The organism is Flavobacterium sp. JLP (assembly GCF_015350755.1).
GTDB lineage: Bacteria > Bacteroidota > Bacteroidia > Flavobacteriales > Flavobacteriaceae > Flavobacterium.
Genome location: NZ_JADKPS010000002.1, coordinates 310,863 through 329,035 on the forward strand (window position 1 = coordinate 310,863; position 18,173 = coordinate 329,035).

Below are 18,173 nucleotides of genomic sequence, written 5' to 3' on the forward strand. Positions count from 1 at the left end.
AGTAATATTCATCAATTAAAGGATTAAAAGAAAGATCTGCTTAATCAGCAAAATCTGCGTAAAAAAAACATATAACGCACAGAAACTATGTTCTAAAATGAATCACAATGAAAAATACAATTACAAGCCTCTCGCTTTTAGTTTTGCTTGCCTTTTGTCAAAAAGTTCAAAGCCAGATTGACCCAGCAAAATTTAATAATCCAATTATAAAAGATCAATATACAGGAGATCCTGCGGCGTTGGTTTACAAAGACAAAGTGTATTTATATGCCGGTCATGACGAAGCTGCAAAAGATTTTAATTTTTATAAGATGAACGAATGGGTAGTCTACTCTTCTTCAGACATGAAAAAATGGGAATCGCATCCGGTGCCATTAAAAACAACTGATTTTGCATGGGCAAAAGGAGATGCATGGGCTTCGCAGGTAATTGAAAGAAATGGAAAATTCTACTGGTATGTAACAGTTTCACACGGAACGATTCATGGAAAATCAATAGGAATTGCAGTTTCTGACAGTCCGACTGGACCTTTTAAAGATGCATTAGGAAAAGCTTTGATTACAAATGATATGACCACACACACCAAAATAAGCTGGGATGATATTGACCCAACAGTTTATATTGATGATGATGGTCAGGCGTATTTAATCTGGGGAAATACTGTTTGTCATTATGCCAAATTAAAAGAAAACATGCTTGAATTAGACGGCCCAATTCAGACGATTGATTTACCGCATTTTACAGAAGCGCCTTGGATTCACAAACACAAAGGCTGGTATTATTTGTCGTATGCGTATGAGTTTCCAGAAAAAATTGCCTACGCAATGAGCAAATCAATTACAGGTCCGTGGGAATTTAAAGGAATTTTGAATGAAATTGCCGGCAACAGCAACACCAATCATCAATCGATTATAGATTTTAAAGGACAGTCGTATTTCATTTATCACAACGGAGCCACGATTCCAGATGGAGGAAGCTTTAGAAGATCTGTTTGTGTCGATAAATTATATTATAACAAAGATGGAACGATGAAAAGAATTATTATGACTTCTGAAGGAATTCAATAGTTAGTATTTCGTCACAGTTTCAGTTTTGTTTATATGATTTAAAAAAGTTTTCAGTCAGCTCAAAACTTTAATTACTTATATCACTTATATGGTTTACAAAAAAAACATACAACAAGCGCTTTCTGTACTAATATTGCTAATTAATTCAGTGTCGTTTGCGCAAGAAATTGTCGTGCACGATCCGGTTGTCATCAAACAAAAAGACACTTATTATTTGTATTGTACCGGAAAAGGAATCAGTGTTTTCAGTTCAAAAGATTTAAAAAAATGGAATAAGGAACCACAGGTTTTTACCGAAAAACCCGTTTGGGCAGATGGCGTTGCAGCCGACTTTAAAAACCATATTTGGGCACCAGATATTTCATTTCATAACAATACTTATTATCTGTATTATTCGGTTTCTGCTTTCGCTAAAAATACATCGGCGATTGGCGTAGCGACAAACACAACTTTAGATTCAAAAGATAAAAATTACAAATGGGTCGATCAGGGAATTGTCATTCAGTCACAACCCAATCGCGATATGTGGAACGCCATAGATCCGAATTTAATTTTCGATGAAAACAATACACCTTGGCTGTCTTTTGGTTCTTTTTGGGAAGGATTAAAAATGGTAAAATTAAATCCGGATTTAAAATCAATTGCACAGCCACAGGAATGGCACACGATCTCGAAACGTAAAAGAACTTTTGAATTAGCAGATTCTGATCCCGGAGATGGCGCGCTTGAAGCTCCTTTCATTTTTAAGAAAAACGGTTATTACTATCAATTTCTTTCCTGGGACTTATGCTGCCGCGGCGAAAAAAGCACTTATAAAGTTGTGGTGGGAAGATCAAAAAATGTAACCGGACCTTATGTGGATAAAGAAGGGAAATTACTAACAGAAGGCGGAGGAAGTTTGGTGGTTCAGGGCGACGAAAATTACTTTGGCGTTGGCCATAACAGCGCTTATACATTTGATGGAAAAGATTATATTTTTTACCACGCTTATGAAAAGAAAACCAATGGAACACCAAGATTAATAGTAAAAGAAATGCAATGGGATGCCAATTTATGGCCGATTTTAAAATAGAATAATCAATACAATGAAAAAATATAATTTTCCAATTTTAACGATTTTCATGTCACTGCTCATTTTGATTTCCTGCAAAGAAACCAGAAATGATGTAGTGCAATCGAGTGATAAAACTTCTGCTCTAAAAGCGGGTTACGAAATTGAACCGGTCAACATTCAAAATGTAAAATTGACAGATTCTTTTTGGTTGCCTATTATCAAAAGAGTACAGGAAATTACGATTGCCTACGCCATTCAGAAATGCAATGAAGAAGGCCGTTTTGAGAATTTTTTAATTGCAGGAAAACAAAAAACAGGAGAAGTTCGAGGACAAATGCCTTTTGATGATACTGATGTTTATAAAATTATCGAAGGCGCTTCGAATACTTTAATCAGTGCACCAAATCCTAAACTGGATCGCGTTTTAGATTCATTGATTGCCATTGTAAAAATTGGTCAGGAAAAAGACGGCTATTTAACGACTTGGCGAACTATAAATCCGGCGAAACCACCCGCGCCGTGGGTTCCGGTTATTGAAGGAAAACGTTGGGAATCTTTACAAATCAGTCATGAATGTTACAATGCAGGACATTTAATTGAAGCAGCTGTTGTACATTATGAAGCGACGGGAAAAAGAAATTTTTTGGATATCGCGATCAAAAATGCAGACTTATTAGTCAGAACTTTTGGCGATGGTCCAGGTCAGGTAAAAGGAGTGCCGGGACATCAAATCGTAGAAACAGGCTTGATCAAATTGTATCAAATTACAGGAAAAGAAGATTATTTGAAACTTGCAAAATACTATTTAGACAATCGCGGAAACCCGAATAATCATAAATTATATGGCGAATATGCTCAGGATCATATTCCGGTTGTACAGCAAAATGAAGTTGTAGGACACGCCGTGAGAGCGGTTTATATGTATGCAGGAATGACCGATATTGCTGCAATGACAAAAGATAAAGGTTATACGGATGCCATAAATAATTTGTGGACCAATATGGTCAATAAAAAAATGTATATCACTGGCGGAATCGGATCAAGACACGATGGAGAAGCTTTTGGAAATAATTATGAATTGCCAAATTTAACCGCATATAACGAAACCTGTGCTGCCATTGGAGATGTGTATTGGAATCACAGACTGCACAATTTAACCGGAAAATCGCAATATTTTGATGTCATCGAAAGAACAATGTACAACGGATTAATTTCTGGAATTTCATTAGACGGAAAAGAATTTTTCTACCCAAATGCGTTAGAATCTGATGGCATTTTTAAATCAAATAGAGGATCCTGCACACGTCAGGCTTGGTTTGACTGTTCGTGTTGTCCAACCAATTTAATTCGATTTGTACCTTCAATTCCAGGGCTTATTTATTCAAAATCTCAAGATGTTTTATATGTGAATTTGTATGCTTCAAACAATGCTTCTTTCACCTTAGGAAAAACTGATTTGAAGATTTCGCAGCAAACTGGATATCCTTGGAATGGAAAAGTTGTAATCTCTGTTGATCCGAAAAAAGAAGGTCAATTTACAATTAAACTTCGCGTTCCGGGCTGGGCAAGAAATGAAGTTTTGCCAGGCGATTTATACAGTTATAAAAAAGCTTCGACTCAAAAGGCAACTATTAACTTGAATGGAGAAATATTGGAAATTCAACCAGAAAATGGCTATTTCACAATTAAAAGAAATTGGAAAAAAGGAGATAAAATCAACCTCAATTTTCCAATGGAAGTTCAGGAAGTGGAAACAAATTTAAAAGTAGAAACCAATAAAAATAAAGTTTCATTAGAATACGGACCAATAGTTTACGCAGTAGAAGAAATTGATAATAAAAACAATTTTGATAAAGTAAATGTAAGCGTCGGAGATACTTTCCAAGTAAAAAAAGAAGCCAATTTATTGCAAGGCGTAAATGTAATTGAGAACTCAAAATTCAAAGCAATTCCCTATTACAGCTGGTCAAACAGAGGCGTAGGAAAAATGAAAGTTTGGTTAGATTATGAGAATTGAGAAGATAGATTATAGAATAAAGAGAATAGAGCCAAGAAGAAAGAATCAAGATTTTCTCTGAATTAAGGATTAGAAAGATTAGAAAATAAATCTACCTAATCTGCAAAATCTGCGAGAAACAAAATTTTAACACATAGAAACATAAATTAAAAAAAGAGAATCAAACAAATCTAGATTTGCACACATAGCTATGTTTGTTTATATAAATGAAATGCCTTTTTAAGAAAACAAATTCTATGTTTCTATGTGTTAAAAATAAATTCAAAGTTTAGAAAATAAAAACCCGTTTTATTTGCATCATAACTATACCAAATAAAACAAAATTTAAATAAAAATGAAGTCCAATTTAATTACAAAAATTACCCTTTGCGGTTTATTGCTGAACGGCTTTTTAGCCTCGGCACAAAAAAATAATCTTCAAGTTGATGTTGCCAAAACAGTAACTAAAATTCAGCCAACAATGTATGGAGTGTTTTTTGAAGATATCAATTTTGCTGCAGATGGCGGATTGTATGCCGAAATGATCAAAAACAGATCTTTCGAATTCCAATTTCCGTTAATGGGATGGAATCAGCCTAAAAGCGACCGTCATAAATTAAACACCGAATCTGGAATTGCAAATGTGATTCAGTATTCTCAAAAAGGAACAAATCATAATTACTGCCGAATTACCATTAATGATGCTTCGGGGTACGAATTGATTAATGAAGGTTTCAGAGGAATGGGAATCAAGAAAGATTTAAAGTACAATCTGACTTTAAAAGCTTCAAAAATTTCAGGAAATATTTCTAAAATTAAATTCCAGTTTGTTGACAAAAACAATAAAGTTCTAGGCGAAACTTCGGTCGTGCCAACATCAGGCGACTGGTCAAACTACAGTGCGCAGTTAAAATCTTCAGCAACTGAAGCCAAAGCAAAATTGAAAATTACTTTTGAAGGAAACGGTGTAATTGACTTAGACAATATTTCATTATTTCCAGAAGATACTTGGGCAGGAAGAAAAAACGGACTTCGTAAAGATTTAGTGCAATTATTATACGATTTAAAACCAGGATTTTTACGTTTCCCTGGGGGTTGTATTGTTGAGGGAAGAACTTTGGCAGAACGTTATCAATGGAAAAAATCAGTTGGAAATGTTGAAGACAGAGAAACTGCTGTGAACCGTTGGAACATGGAATTTTCACACCGTCCTGCACCAGATTATTTCCAAAGTTTTGGTTTGGGATTTTTCGAATATTTCCAACTTTCTGAGGATATTGGCGCTTCTCCGCTTCCCATTTTAAGCTGTGGAATGGCTTGTCAGTTCAATACAGGAGAATTAGTTCCGATAGACCAAATCGATCCTTACGTTCAGGATGCTTTAGACTTAATTGAATTTGCAAATGGTGATGCGACGACAGCTTGGGGAAAAGTAAGAACTGCTATGGGACATCCAAAACCATTCAACTTAAAATTTATTGGAGTTGGAAATGAACAATGGGGGCCAGATTATATTGAGCGTTTCAAAGTGTTTCAAAAAGCGATTAAAGCCAAATATCCAAACATCACAATTGTTTCTGGAACAGGGCCTTTTCCTGATGGTGATTTTTACGATTATGGCATGGCAGCACTTAAAAAGCTAAATGCTGAAATTGTTGACGAACATTATTATAAAGATCCGGAATGGTTTCGTAAAAATGTAACGCGTTATGATAATTACGACCGAAAAGGACCAAAGATTTTTGCTGGAGAATATGCAGCGCAAAGTGTTGGAATCGCAAGCCCATTAAACAAAAACAACTGGGAATGTGCTTTTTCTGAAGCAGCCTTTATGACCGGAATGGAACGTAATGCAGAGGTCGTTCAATTAACCTCTTATGCGCCTTTATTGGCACACGTTGAAGGCTGGCAATGGACTCCGGATATGATTTGGTTTAACAATTTGCAATCTTATGGAACACCAAATTATTATGTTCAAAAGTTATTTTCAAATAATAAAGGAACTGATTTGATCAATATTACGAAAGATGGAAAAGCGGTAACAGGTCAGAATGATTTGTTTGCATCTGCAGTAAAAGATGTAAATTCTAAAGAAGTAATTCTGAAAATTGTGAATACATCAGGAACTTCTCAAAATGTTTCAATTGATTTAAAAGGAGCAAAATTAGATTCGAAAGGAACGGCAATAATCTTAAAAGGCGATGGAATAAATGATGAGAATTCATTTGAATCTCCAACTAAAATTAGCCCAAAAGAAAGCGAATTTAAAGTAAATGGCAATAAAGTTCAATATGATTTTCCTGCGTATGCGGTTACCGTTTTGAAAATTAAGATGAAATAATCGCAACAGAATAAATGTAAAACTAACGTTTGTTTTCTGTTTTGACCTTAAACGCTTGTTTTGATACATTATTTGTAAAAATTCAAGAGCTAATTTTATTAAGTGTTTGTTGTACACTTATAAATGAATTATAATTATATTTGTCATTATTATAAAATGAATCGAATGAAAAATTACGTTATAGGATTGGACTACGGAACAGATTCTGTTCGCGCGGTGCTGATTGACACTGAAAATGGACAGGAGCTGGCATCGAATGTTTCTCATTACAAAAGATGGAAAAACAAGCAATATTGTGACGCGTCGATAAATCAATTTCGCCAACATCCTTTGGATCATATCGAAGGATTAGAAATTACGATTCAAAATGTTGTAAAAGAAAGCAAAGTTGATCCGTCATTGGTTCGCGGAATCTGTATCGATACAACGGGATCTTCTCCTGTTCCAGTTACAAAAGATGGAACTCCACTAGCATTAACAAAAGGTTTTGAAGAAAACCCAAATGCGATGATGGTGTTGTGGAAAGATCACACTTCTATAAATGAAGCAAACGAAATTAACGAACTGGCAGTAAGCTGGGGCGGAGAAGATGTTACCAAATACGTTGGAGGAATTTATTCATCGGAATGGTTTTGGGCAAAAATCCTTCACATTGCAAGACAAGATGAAGAAGTTCGTAATGCAGCACACACCTGGATGGAGCATTGCGATTTAATGACGTATTTGTTAATTGAAGATAAAGATTTAAAAACATTTAAAAGAAGCCGCTGCGCCGCAGGTCACAAAGCAATGTGGCACGAAGACTGGAACGGATTACCGCCAGTTGAATTCTTAGAAAAATTACATCCGTATTTAGCACAGCTTCGCGGTAATTTATATGATGAAACCTATACATCAGATTTAGTTGCTGGAAATTTAAGCAAAGAATGGGCAGATCGTTTAGGGCTTTCAACAGAAACAGTGGTAGCAGTTGGAACTTTCGATGCACATTCTGGAGCGGTTGGAGCTAAAATTGAAGAAAATACTTTAGTTCGCGTTATGGGAACTTCAACCTGTGATATTTTGGTTGGTTCTTATGATGAAGTGGGAACAAAAACCGTTCGCGGCATCTGCGGACAAGTTGATGGTTCTGTAATTCCTGGATTTATCGGTTTAGAAGCAGGACAATCTGCTTTTGGAGATTTATTGGCTTGGTATAAGGAATTATTAATGTGGCCGACAGAACATTTATTAGGTTCGTCATCTCTTTTAAATGAAACTCAAAAAGAACAATTGAGAGAAGAATTCAGCGATAAATTAATTGTTGAATTGACAAAAGAAGCAGAGAAAATTCCAGTTTCAGAAAGTCTTCCAATTGCTTTAGACTGGATTAACGGACGACGAACTCCAGATGCAAACCAAGAATTAAAAAGCGCGATTTCAAATTTATCATTAGGAACAAAAGCGCCTCATATTTTTAAAGCTTTAGTAAACGCAATCTGTTTTGGTGCGAAGAAAATTGTTGATCGTTTTGAAGAAGAAGGAGTAAAAATCGACAGCGTAATCGGAATTGGAGGGGTTGCCCGTAAATCGCCTTTTATCATGCAGACTTTGGCTAACGTATTGAACAAGCCAATTAAAATTGCAGCGTCAGATCAGACACCGGCTTTGGGCGCCGCAATCTACGCAGCCGTTGCAGCCGGAATTTATGGAAACGTAATCGAAGCAAGCCAAAAAATAGGAAGCGATTTTGACGGAGAATATTTTCCTCAATTAGACAAAGTAGCAGCGTACAACAAATTGCTGATTGCTTACGATCAATTAAGTGCTTTCGCAGATCCAAACCTTAAAACAGCACAGCATGAGCTCTCTTTATAAAGATTTAAAACAAGAATGTTATGAAGCAAATATGCAGTTAAATGCATTGAATTTGGTAGTCTACACATTCGGAAACGTAAGCGCTGTCGACAGAGAAAATGGTGTTTTTGCCATTAAACCAAGCGGTGTTCCTTACGAAGATTTAAAACCAGAAGATATTGTAATTGTCGATTTTGATAATAACATAATCGAAGGAACAATGCGTCCGTCGTCAGACACTAAAACGCATGCTTATTTGTACAAAAACTGGCCAAATATTGGAGGCGTTGCACATACGCACGCAACATATTCGGTTGCTTGGGCGCAGGCACAGCAGGATATTCCAATTTTCGGAACAACTCATGCCGATCATTTAACAGCTGATATTCCGTGCGCACCGCCCATGGCAGATTCGCTTATTGAAGGCAACTACGAACACAATACCGGAATTCAGATTTTGGATTGTTTCAAAGAAAAAAATCTTTCTTATGAAGAAGTAGAAATGATTTTAATTGGAAATCATGGTCCGTTTGCATGGGGTAAAAATGCAGCAAAAGCGGTTTACAACAGTAAAGTTCTGGAAGTAGTTGCCGAAATGGCGTACCTGACTTTACAAATCAACCCAAACGCACCAAGATTAAAAGATTCCTTAATAAAGAAACATTACAACCGCAAACACGGAAAAGATTCGTACTACGGACAGTGATAGTTTTGTTTCAGGTTTTCCTTGTTTCAAGTTTCAAGTTGTTGGAAAGTGAAACTTGGAACGCGAAACAAACACAACAAAATAAAAATAATAACATAACAATAAGATTTTCCGCATTTCAGAACCTGAAACCTGAAACAAGGAAAACTTGAAACAAAATAACAAAATGATAGACATTTCTCAAAAAGAAGTATGGTTTGTAGTAGGAAGCCAAGAATTATACGGTGAAGAAACACTTAGAAAAGTAGCAGAACATTCGCAGATAATTGCAAAAGGATTAGACGCTTCATCTTCGATTCCAGTAAAAGTAGTTTACAAAGATGTAGTAAAATCGCCTTCGCAGATTTTAGATGTATGTTTGGCGGCAAATTCAGCTAAAAACTGTATCGGAATTATTGCTTGGATGCACACTTTCTCTCCAGCAAAAATGTGGATTGGCGGTTTGAGTATTTTGAAAAAACCATTATGCCATTTGCATACACAATACAATGCTGAAATTCCGTGGGGAAGCATCGACATGGATTTTATGAACTTGAACCAATCTGCTCACGGAGATCGTGAGTTTGGTTTTATCATGTCAAGAATGCGCAAAAAACGTAAAGTGGTTGTAGGACATTGGGAAGATGAAAGAGTGCAGAAAAAATTAGGAATCTGGTCAAGAGTGGTTCTTGGGTGGGATGAACTTCAAAACCTAAAAGTAGCTCGTATTGGAGACAATATGCGTGAAGTTGCCGTTACGGAAGGCGATAAAGTTGAAGCTCAAATTCGTTTTGGAGTTTCGGTAAACGGATACGATTCTTCAGATGTTACCAAACATATTGAAAAAGTAACAGAAAAAGAATTAAACGATTTGTTAGCCGTTTACGAACAATCATATACTTTAACCGATTCTTTAAAAGAAGGCGGAGCGCAAAGAAGTTCATTAGTTGAAGCAGCAAAAATCGAATTAGGATTAAGAGCTTTCCTTGAAGAAGGAGGTTTCGGAGCTTTTACAGATACATTTGAAAACCTTGGAGCTTGGAAACAATTACCAGGAATCGCAACACAAAGATTAATGGCCGATGGTTATGGTTTTGGAGGAGAAGGAGACTGGAAAACAGCTGCAATGGTAAGAGCTTTAAAAGTAATGAATATTGGTTTGGAAGGCGGAACTTCTTTCATGGAAGATTACACCTACCACTTCACACCTCAAAAATCGTATGTTTTAGGTTCTCACATGTTGGAAATCTGTCCTTCAATTGCTGACGGAAAACCATCTTGCGAAGTGCATCCTTTAGGAATTGGCGGAAAAGAAGATCCGGCTCGTTTGGTGTTTAATTCGCCTGCTGGAGATGCAATCAACGTTTCGCTTGTAGACATGGGAACTCGTTTCCGTTTAATTGTAAATGAAGTAGAAGCAATTAAACCAATGGCAGAATTACCAAAATTACCAGTTGCAAGAGTTTTATGGGATTGTAAACCAAACCTTGATATCGCTGCAACAGCTTGGATTTTAGCTGGCGGTGCGCATCATACAGTTTACAGCCAGTCATTAACAACAGAATACATGGAAGATTTTGCCGATATCGCGGGAATCGAATTATTGGTAATTGACGAAAAAACTACGGTGAGAGATTTCAAAGATAAAATCAATGCCAACGAAGCCTATTACCATTTGTTTCAACATGGATTGTAGTCTGAGATACTAAGTTGCTAAGGTTCTAAGTTTTTGTTACTTTTAGCTTGCTGGGTAATAAATCACTTTGTGAAAATAAAACGCTGATAAAACAGATTTGCTAACGCAAAAGCGCAGATGAAAGGATTTTAATATTAAAAAATCCGTGTAAATCTGCGTCTTCGTGAAACGAATCTGTCTAATCCGCGTCAAAATATAGCATTTTTTAACGTCTGACAGATTATTTTCAATATCTAACATTTCACAATAACCACAAAATTATCAAATTATGAATGTATTAAAACGTTGCGTTTTCGGTTTAAGCCTGTTAAGTCTGGCTGCAGTTTCAGTTCAATGTAAAAGCGATAAAAAAATGGATACTACAACAGTTTCTTCTGATGAAAAAGCTACAGTTACGATTGAAAAATCTTCTTATGGTACAACTGCTAAAGGAGAAAAAGTAGACAGTTATAAATTGAAAAACCAAAATGGGATGGAAGTAGACATTATCACTTTTGGCGGTAGAATTACAGATTTAAAAGTGCCTAATAAAGACGGCGTTTCTGAAAATGTAGTGATTGGATTTAATTCTTTGGCACAATATGAAAAAGAAAATCCGTTTTTTGGAGCTTTGATTGGAAGATACGGCAACCGAATTGCTAAAGGGAAATTTACTTTAGATGGAAAAGAATATCAATTGGCAATCAATAACGCTCCGAATGCTTTGCACGGTGGACCACAAGGATATTTTAATGTGGTTTGGAAAGCCGATGAGGTGAAATCAGGAAACACAGCTTCTTTGAAATTATCCTACTTAAGTAAAGATATGGAAGAAGGTTATCCTGGAAATCTAAAAGTTTTTGTAACGTATACATTGACAAATGATAATCAGTTAGATGTTCTTTACGAAGCAACGACTGATAAGAAAACGGTTGTGAATCTGACTCAGCATTCTTACTTTAATTTATCTGGAGATTTTACCAAAACAATCTTAGATCATGAATTGACTTTGAATGCAGATAAATTAGTTCCGGTAGATGCAACTTTAATTCCGACAGGAAAATTAGAAGATGTTGCCAATACGCCTTTCGATTTCAGAAAACCAAAATTAATTGGAAAAGACATCGAAGCTAAAAACGAACAATTAGAAAGAGGAAAAGGTTACGATCACTGCTGGGTGTTGAACAATCCTGAAAAAGGAAAAACAATAATCGCAAAAGTGTATCACGCTGCCAGCGGAAGGGTTTTAGAAATGACAACCGATGAACCTGGAATTCAGTTTTACTCTGGAAATTTCCTAGACGGAACTCTGCCAATGCCAAACGGAGGAGGAACTTTTGCACACAGAACCGGACTTTGTTTAGAAACAGAACATTATCCGGATTCTCCAAACCAGAAAAACTTCCCAACAACGATTTTAAACCCGGGAGAAAATTATAAAACTAAAACTACTTTTAAATTCTCAGTAAAGAAATAGTTTTAGGATTTGTTTATTAGTTTAGTAATTCTCTATTAAACCTCGGAAGTTATGCTTTCGAGGTTTTTTTATTTAATAATTCTTTCTTTGTTACATTTGATAAATAATCAGAAAACTAAAAACCTTAATATGAAAAGAAAAATAAGCGTCATCTTATTTTCAATTTTATTTCTTCAAAGTTGTCAAAATAAAGAAACTAGTCCATTAGATAATAAATCAATAATTAAAGTTGACTCTATTCATAAAGAGCTACAAACTAATTCTGTAGATAAAGAACAAGTAGATCTAGTCAAAAACTTCATGAAATGGTATATTAAAAATCTAGATGCATTATATAAGTTTAATACAATTGAAGGTGGATCATATGTAGAAGAAAATAAAGAGCCGCAAAACTATTTTGTAAATTTCAGCGAAGTCGATAAATATATAACCGAATTGAAAAAGAGTGGTTTTTTAACGGATAATTTTCTGAAAAATGAAAAGCAAATATTCGTTGATGGAGATGAATATTTTAAGAAAAATCCAGAAAATGATGGCCCGCCATATGGATTTGATTATGACCGCTTCTTTTTTACTCAGGAATCTCTTGAAGATGTTTTCCCAAATATTGAAGAAAGTAAATATCTAATTACTCAAAAAGATGATTTTACTTCTGAAGTTAGGTTTTATCTGCCTATATCTGGAGTAAATTATAAGTATAGTTTAAAAAAAATAAATGCTAAATGGTTTATTGACAAAATAGATTCAGAACAAAGACCATAACAATAGTGATTTGAAGTAGAATAATTAATTGCAAAAAGAAATAAAGTATGGGGTTTAAGCATTTGTTTAAAGCGGCATTAAATTGGACTTCTAATAAAAAAGAGCAAGATCTGTCTTTAAAAGTTTACAGCAAAAGTCATCAAGTTAAAATCGAAGGAAAACCAATTTTAAATGTATCAGCAGCAAAAGCTTTCAAAGGCGATCCAGAATTATACAATCCTGAAGATTTATTATTGAGCAGTTTGGTCTCGTGCCATATGATGTCGTATTTATATGTCTGTTCTCAGAACGGAATAGAAGTTCTTGAATACTCAGACAGCGCCGAAGCAACTCTCGAAGTTTTTGCAGATGGAAGCGGGCGTTTTGTTGAGGTAAAATTATATCCTAAAGTTAAAATCTCAAATTCTGATCAAATTAAATTGGCTTTAGAATTACATCAAAAAGCAAATCAATTATGCTTTATAGCAAATTCGTGCAATTTTCCTGTTTTGCATGAGGCGAGTTGTGAGATAGCTTAACCGCAAAGAACGCTAGGTTTACGCAAAGGTTCGCAAAGTTTTATTTAAATCTTTGCGAACCTTTGCGTATTTTTCGTTGCGCTCTTTGCGGTTAAATCAGGAATAGTATAAAACCAAAAAAACCTCTTCAGTTATGAAGAGGTTTTTGTACCCGGAGCCGGAGTCGAACCGGCACGGTTTCCCACAGGTGTTTGAGACCAGCGCGTCTACCAATTCCGCCATCCGGGCTTAGCAGACGAAAAAATAAGTGAATAAATCAATTATTTTAACGCAATAGAATAAGTAATTATGTTGCCATAACTGTGCTTATTCCTTTAACACGGTGCAAATGTAAAAAATTAAATTAAATGTTCTACTAAAAATACTTAAATTTTTCCTTTCAGTGTCCAATAAATTTTCTAAATTTGCAGCTCGTTAAAACGAAGCACACACAACTAACTACAAAACAACAAATTATAATGTCGCACCTAGAACCAGAAGCTAAAATTTTTGCTTGTTCACAAAGTGTTTATCTTGCAGAAAAAATTGCAGAGCAATACGGAATTCCGTTAGGAAAAGTAACGATGTCAACGTATAGTGATGGAGAATTTCAGCCATCTTACGAAGAGTCAATTAGAGGATTACGCGTTTTTATCGTGTGTTCGACTTTTCCAACTGCTGATAATTTGATGGAATTGTTACTGATGATCGATGCTGCAAAACGCGCATCTGCAAGACATATTACAGCTGTTATGCCTTATTTTGGTTGGGCAAGACAGGATAGAAAAGACAAACCAAGAGTTCCGATTGGAGCTAAATTAGTAGCTAATTTATTAGATGCTGCTGGAGCAACAAGAGTAATGACAATGGATTTGCATGCAGATCAAATTCAGGGGTTTTTCGAAAAACCAGTAGATCATTTATTTGCCTCTACAATCTTTTTACCATACGTAGAAAGTTTAAAATTAGACAATTTAACTATTGCATCTCCGGATATGGGAGGTTCAAAAAGAGCATATGCTTACTCTAAGTTTTTAGAATCAGATGTAGTAATCTGTTACAAACAAAGAAAAGCAGCCAACGTTATCGACACTATGGAGCTAATTGGTGAAGTAAAAGGGCGTAACGTAATATTAGTAGACGACATGATCGATACTGGAGGTACATTAGCAAAAGCTGCCGACCTAATGATCGAAAAAGGAGCATTAAGTGTTAGAGCAATTTGTACGCATGCGATTTTATCAGGTGACGCTTACGAAAAAATTGAAAACTCAAAATTAAGTGAGTTGATTGTTACCGATTCTATTCCGTTAAAGAAAGAATCAAAGAAAATTAGAGTAGTGAGTTGTGCACCTCTTTTTGCTGAAGTTATGCACATGGTGCACCACAACAATTCCATTAGTGGAAAATTTATAATGTAGAAAGCAATATGCTTAGGCTTTAGGCCGTAAGCTTTGTTACTCATTTTAAAAAGCCTTAAGCGTATTGCTTAAAGCTTAGCCAATAAGAATATTTATTAATAACTATATTTTTTTACAATGAAATCGATTACAATTAAAGGATCAGAAAGAGAAAGCGTGGGCAAAGTGTCAACTAAAGCCTTACGTAATGCTGGAGCGGTTCCTTGCGTGTTATACGGAGGAAATCAGGCAGTACATTTCTCAGCGGACGCTGCGGCATTCAAAAACTTGGTTTACACTCCAAACGCTCACACAGTTGTGATCGAACTTGGAAAAGGAAAATCATTCAACGCAATTTTACAAGATATTCAGGTTCACCCTGTATCTGACAAAATCTTACACATTGACTTCTTTCAATTATTTGATGACAAAGAAATCACTATGGAAGTTCCTGTAAAAGTTGTTGGTACATCTAAAGGTGTTCTTGCAGGTGGTGTTTTACGTTTGAACACTCGTAAATTAAAAGTAAAAGCTTTACCTAAAGATCTTCCTGATTTTGTTGAAGCTGATATTACTCCACTTGAAATGGGTAACAAATTATATGTTACTAAAGTTGGTGCTCCAGAATACAAAGTTATGCATCCAGACAACACTGTTGTTGCTCAAGTAAGAATTTCTCGTGCTGCTATGAAAGCTGCTCAAGAAGCTGCAAAAGCTGCAAAAGCTCCTGCAAAAGGAAAGAAAAAATAATTTTTTCAACTCAATACAAAAAGCATCAGTTGCAAAACTGGTGCTTTTTTTTTGTCTTTACTTTTTTTGAAGTTGCTTAGGTGCTAAGTTTCTGGTTTTAAGAGGCTAGAGAATAAAATTGCTGAAGATGGATAATCTTCATAATTTTAGTGAATTTTGCGTAATCTTTGTGCGCTTGTGTATTCATAAAAAAATCCGATTACATGACGCAATCGGATTTTTACTTTTAATTATTTCTTTTTAGAATATAATCTTATTATTTTTTACTAGACAATTGTTTTACCAAAGCTTTTAGCTCCTCTATCTGAGTTTGCTGTTCTTTAATGGCATTAATTAAAACCGGAACCATTTCAGCGTAGTTAACGCCCAGTGTTTTATTGGCATCATTTGCCACATCGACTACTTCAGGTAAAATGGTTTGTACTTGTTGTGCAGATACTCCAATTTTTACTTTTCCAGTATTGTCTTCTTTCCAGTTATAAGAAATAGGATCAATTTTAAGAACATCAGCTAAACCATATTTAAGAGGTGTAATATTCTTCTTCAAACGAATATCTGATGTTTGAATCGTACCATCAACAGCGTAGACAGTTCCCCATCTTTTACTTAAAGAACCTAAGTTTTGAGTAGTTGTTCTTGGAATAATATTACCAGTTTGATCAATTATTACTTGATCAGAGATTCCTGATGTGCTGAATCTAATGTCGCTCAAAGCAGTAGTTCCGTCACCTTTATAATAACTAGTAATTGCTGAAAAGAAAGTCAGGGCACTTGTACTGGTTTTTCCCCTCATACTTATAGAACCCAATAAATCACCAGCTACTAAATTATCTGCAGCAGCTACATTACCTCTTTGTCTATCAAATAGAAGAGAAGGAGCAGCAGCACTTGGTTTGTCATCATAACTAGTTATACGCAGAATACTTCTGTTATCAAGATCTGATCCGTCTTTTAGTATGTGTAATGGTGCTTGTGGATTAATTGTATTTATACCAAGAAAACCATAAGTCGTCAACCTCATTTTTTCAGTATTGTTGGTAATAAACGGAAGATCAAAAGCAGATTTTGTACCAAATGATCTAATTCTGTCAACACCATCTTGATCACCATTACCGTCTAATAACCATGGCATATCTGACCATTCAATTATTCCAGATTTATTTGTAGTAAGCATTCCTGGTGCGTTTACTGCAGGAACCATGTTTATTTGAGTATCTACAAGTGTTGCCCCAGTTCCTCCTGAGATAATTTTAAATACTTTTCCGCCATTATCAGGTGTTGTAGTAGTAAGATCTTTTTTTACAACATCAACAATAATATTTGCATCTAACACTTTACCGTTTCCTGTTACTGTTATAGAAGGACTACCAGCAATTAAATCTCCCTTAATTATGGTTTGCGGAGTAGAATCACCTTTGGGACCAGGTACTCCTTGTGGGCCTTCTGGTCCTTGTGGACCAGTTGATCCAATTGGTCCTTGTGAACCCGTTGGTCCGGTTGGCCCTATTGGGCCCTGTGGTCCTGTTGGGCCAGGTGCGCCTGTCGTTCCTGTCAAACCTTGAGGTCCTGTTGCTCCTGTTAGTCCAATTGGTCCCTGACCTCCGGTCGGCCCAGTTGGTCCTATCGGCCCTTGTAATCCTGTTGAACCAGTAGCTCCAGTTAATCCTTGTGGTCCTTGTGGTCCTGCTGGACCAGTTAAACCTATTGGCCCCTGAGGCCCAGTTGGTCCAATTGGTCCTTGTAATCCTATTGAGCCGGTAGCTCCAGTTAACCCTTGCGGTCCTTGTGGCCCTGCTGGCCCAGTTAAACCTATTGGCCCCTGAGGCCCAGTTGGTCCAATTGGTCCTTGTAATCCTGTTGAGCCAGTAGCTCCAGTTAACCCTTGTGGTCCTTGTGGTCCTGCTGGTCCAGTTAAACCAATTGGGCCATCAATTCCTTGTAGCCCTTGTGGTCCTGTTAGTCCAATTGGTCCCTGTGCTCCAGTTTCACCGGTTAACCCTATTTCTCCTTGTGGCCCTGTTGCACCAGTAGCTCCAGTTGCACCCTGTATTCCTGGCAATCCATCTTTTCCATCCTTACCATTTATGGGTGTCCAAGTACCATCTGAATTTTGTACATAAACAATCTCGGCTGTTTTGTCCGTATAAATGTTAATATCTTTGCCTGGGTAACCTGGCTCTCCTTTATCACCAGGAATTCCGTTGCCTTCTGCTGTTCCTATACCTGATCCTTCTCCAGAAACTGCAATTCTATACCATTTATCAACATACCAATAGTAGTAGCCAGGAATAATATCTGAAATAGTTTCTGTATTAAAAACCAGCAAGCTGTTTACATTTCCATTTGTAATTGTTGTAGTATCTGTGCTTCCTGTTAAAGAAACTCTTGGAATTAATATTCCTTTATCTAAAGCAACAACTTCTAATTGTGTCGAAGCATTTGGCTTAAGTGTGCCTATGCCTACTTGCGAATAAGCTCCGTAACTGGCTAATACAAAAAGTAATGGAAGTAATTTATTTTTCATAGTATATTCTTTATTTATGGGCGATTCAAATATTTAATTAACCCCTTTTTTGAATTAGCAAATTTCTTTTTAAGTCTTGTTGTGTTTTGCCTCTATAGGTTTTTCTTTT

Annotated in this window: 13 protein-coding genes and 1 tRNA gene; 12 read left to right on the top strand and 2 right to left on the bottom strand. The window is 35.9% G+C overall.

The genetic code is table 11. The annotated features are described in order from the left end of the window. Positions 1-107: 107 nt before the first annotated feature. The 10 genes from IRZ83_RS06800 to IRZ83_RS06845 all read left to right on the top strand — a co-directional run bounded on the left by IRZ83_RS06800 (position 108) and on the right by IRZ83_RS06845 (position 13,411). The gene (locus IRZ83_RS06800) at positions 108-1,067 is read left to right on the top strand and encodes a glycoside hydrolase family 43 protein (protein WP_194567703.1); all 960 of its coding nucleotides are present in this window, start codon (positions 108-110) and stop codon (positions 1,065-1,067) included. An 88-nt stretch (positions 1,068-1,155) separates the two neighbouring features. Then, positions 1,156-2,139 carry an arabinan endo-1,5-alpha-L-arabinosidase gene (locus IRZ83_RS06805; RefSeq protein ID WP_194567705.1) on the top strand — a complete coding sequence of 328 codons (984 nt, stop codon included), beginning with the start codon at positions 1,156-1,158 and terminating at the stop codon, positions 2,137-2,139. 13 nt (positions 2,140-2,152) lie between these two features. Next, complete coding sequence (locus tag IRZ83_RS06810) at positions 2,153-4,138, top strand: glycoside hydrolase family 127 protein (RefSeq protein ID WP_194567707.1); 1,986 nt, start codon at positions 2,153-2,155, stop codon at positions 4,136-4,138. A gap of 334 nt (positions 4,139-4,472) precedes the next feature. Beyond that, positions 4,473-6,458, top strand: coding sequence for an alpha-L-arabinofuranosidase C-terminal domain-containing protein (locus IRZ83_RS06815; RefSeq protein WP_194567709.1), 1,986 nt, complete (start codon positions 4,473-4,475; stop codon positions 6,456-6,458). A gap of 165 nt (positions 6,459-6,623) precedes the next feature. Next, positions 6,624-8,315: a ribulokinase gene (locus IRZ83_RS06820; RefSeq protein ID WP_194567711.1), complete on the top strand. Its 1,692-nt coding sequence runs from the start codon at positions 6,624-6,626 to the stop codon at positions 8,313-8,315. After that, positions 8,299-9,000 (top strand): L-ribulose-5-phosphate 4-epimerase, encoded by a 702-nt coding sequence (locus IRZ83_RS06825; RefSeq protein ID WP_194567713.1) that lies wholly within the window; start codon positions 8,299-8,301, stop codon positions 8,998-9,000. The genes IRZ83_RS06820 and IRZ83_RS06825 overlap by 17 nt, the downstream gene beginning before the upstream one ends. A 166-nt stretch (positions 9,001-9,166) precedes the next feature. After that, complete coding sequence (gene araA / locus IRZ83_RS06830) at positions 9,167-10,675, top strand: L-arabinose isomerase (RefSeq protein ID WP_057115567.1); 1,509 nt, start codon at positions 9,167-9,169, stop codon at positions 10,673-10,675. 268 nt (positions 10,676-10,943) lie between these two features. After that, positions 10,944-12,131, top strand: coding sequence for an aldose epimerase family protein (locus IRZ83_RS06835; RefSeq protein WP_194567715.1), 1,188 nt, complete (start codon positions 10,944-10,946; stop codon positions 12,129-12,131). A 129-nt stretch (positions 12,132-12,260) separates the two neighbouring features. After that, the gene (locus IRZ83_RS06840) at positions 12,261-12,893 is read left to right on the top strand and encodes a hypothetical protein (RefSeq protein ID WP_194567717.1); all 633 of its coding nucleotides are present in this window, start codon (positions 12,261-12,263) and stop codon (positions 12,891-12,893) included. A gap of 47 nt (positions 12,894-12,940) precedes the next feature. Next, complete coding sequence (locus IRZ83_RS06845; protein ID WP_194567723.1) at positions 12,941-13,411, top strand: OsmC family protein; 471 nt, start codon at positions 12,941-12,943, stop codon at positions 13,409-13,411. 148 nt (positions 13,412-13,559) lie between these two features. Here IRZ83_RS06845 and IRZ83_RS06850 read toward each other — a convergent pair. After that, positions 13,560-13,639: transfer RNA gene (locus IRZ83_RS06850), tRNA-Leu, on the bottom strand. A 230-nt stretch (positions 13,640-13,869) separates the two neighbouring features. Here IRZ83_RS06850 and IRZ83_RS06855 point away from each other — a divergent pair. Both IRZ83_RS06855 and IRZ83_RS06860 read left to right on the top strand, forming a co-directional pair. Continuing rightward, a complete protein-coding gene (locus IRZ83_RS06855) occupies positions 13,870-14,811 on the top strand; it encodes a ribose-phosphate pyrophosphokinase (protein WP_029271464.1) in 942 nt (313 codons plus the stop codon). Positions 14,812-14,928: 117 nt separating this feature from the next. Continuing rightward, positions 14,929-15,540 carry a 50S ribosomal protein L25/general stress protein Ctc gene (locus IRZ83_RS06860; protein WP_029271465.1) on the top strand — a complete coding sequence of 204 codons (612 nt, stop codon included), beginning with the start codon at positions 14,929-14,931 and terminating at the stop codon, positions 15,538-15,540. 256 nt (positions 15,541-15,796) lie between these two features. On the opposite strand, the gene IRZ83_RS19620 is transcribed toward IRZ83_RS06860, so the two are convergent. After that, a complete protein-coding gene (locus IRZ83_RS19620) occupies positions 15,797-18,064 on the bottom strand; it encodes a tail fiber domain-containing protein (protein ID WP_194567724.1) in 2,268 nt (755 codons plus the stop codon). Positions 18,065-18,173 lie beyond the last annotated feature (109 nt).

Excerpts from the sequence above, each read along its gene's own strand:
- IRZ83_RS06800 (WP_194567703.1), top strand. The coding sequence starts at position 108 with ATGAAAAATACAATTACAAGCCTCTCGCTTTTAGTTTTGCTTGCCTTT.
- IRZ83_RS06805 (WP_194567705.1), top strand. The coding sequence starts at position 1,156 with ATGGTTTACAAAAAAAACATACAACAAGCGCTTTCTGTACTAATATTG.
- IRZ83_RS06810 (WP_194567707.1), top strand. The coding sequence starts at position 2,153 with ATGAAAAAATATAATTTTCCAATTTTAACGATTTTCATGTCACTGCTC.
- IRZ83_RS06815 (WP_194567709.1), top strand. The coding sequence starts at position 4,473 with ATGAAGTCCAATTTAATTACAAAAATTACCCTTTGCGGTTTATTGCTG.
- IRZ83_RS06820 (WP_194567711.1), top strand. The coding sequence starts at position 6,624 with ATGAAAAATTACGTTATAGGATTGGACTACGGAACAGATTCTGTTCGC.
- IRZ83_RS06825 (WP_194567713.1), top strand. The coding sequence starts at position 8,299 with ATGAGCTCTCTTTATAAAGATTTAAAACAAGAATGTTATGAAGCAAAT.
- araA (WP_057115567.1), top strand. The coding sequence starts at position 9,167 with ATGATAGACATTTCTCAAAAAGAAGTATGGTTTGTAGTAGGAAGCCAA.
- IRZ83_RS06835 (WP_194567715.1), top strand. The coding sequence starts at position 10,944 with ATGAATGTATTAAAACGTTGCGTTTTCGGTTTAAGCCTGTTAAGTCTG.
- IRZ83_RS06840 (WP_194567717.1), top strand. The coding sequence starts at position 12,261 with ATGAAAAGAAAAATAAGCGTCATCTTATTTTCAATTTTATTTCTTCAA.
- IRZ83_RS06845 (WP_194567723.1), top strand. The coding sequence starts at position 12,941 with ATGGGGTTTAAGCATTTGTTTAAAGCGGCATTAAATTGGACTTCTAAT.
- IRZ83_RS06855 (WP_029271464.1), top strand. The coding sequence starts at position 13,870 with ATGTCGCACCTAGAACCAGAAGCTAAAATTTTTGCTTGTTCACAAAGT.
- IRZ83_RS06860 (WP_029271465.1), top strand. The coding sequence starts at position 14,929 with ATGAAATCGATTACAATTAAAGGATCAGAAAGAGAAAGCGTGGGCAAA.
- IRZ83_RS19620 (WP_194567724.1), bottom strand. The coding sequence starts at position 18,064 with ATGAAAAATAAATTACTTCCATTACTTTTTGTATTAGCCAGTTACGGA.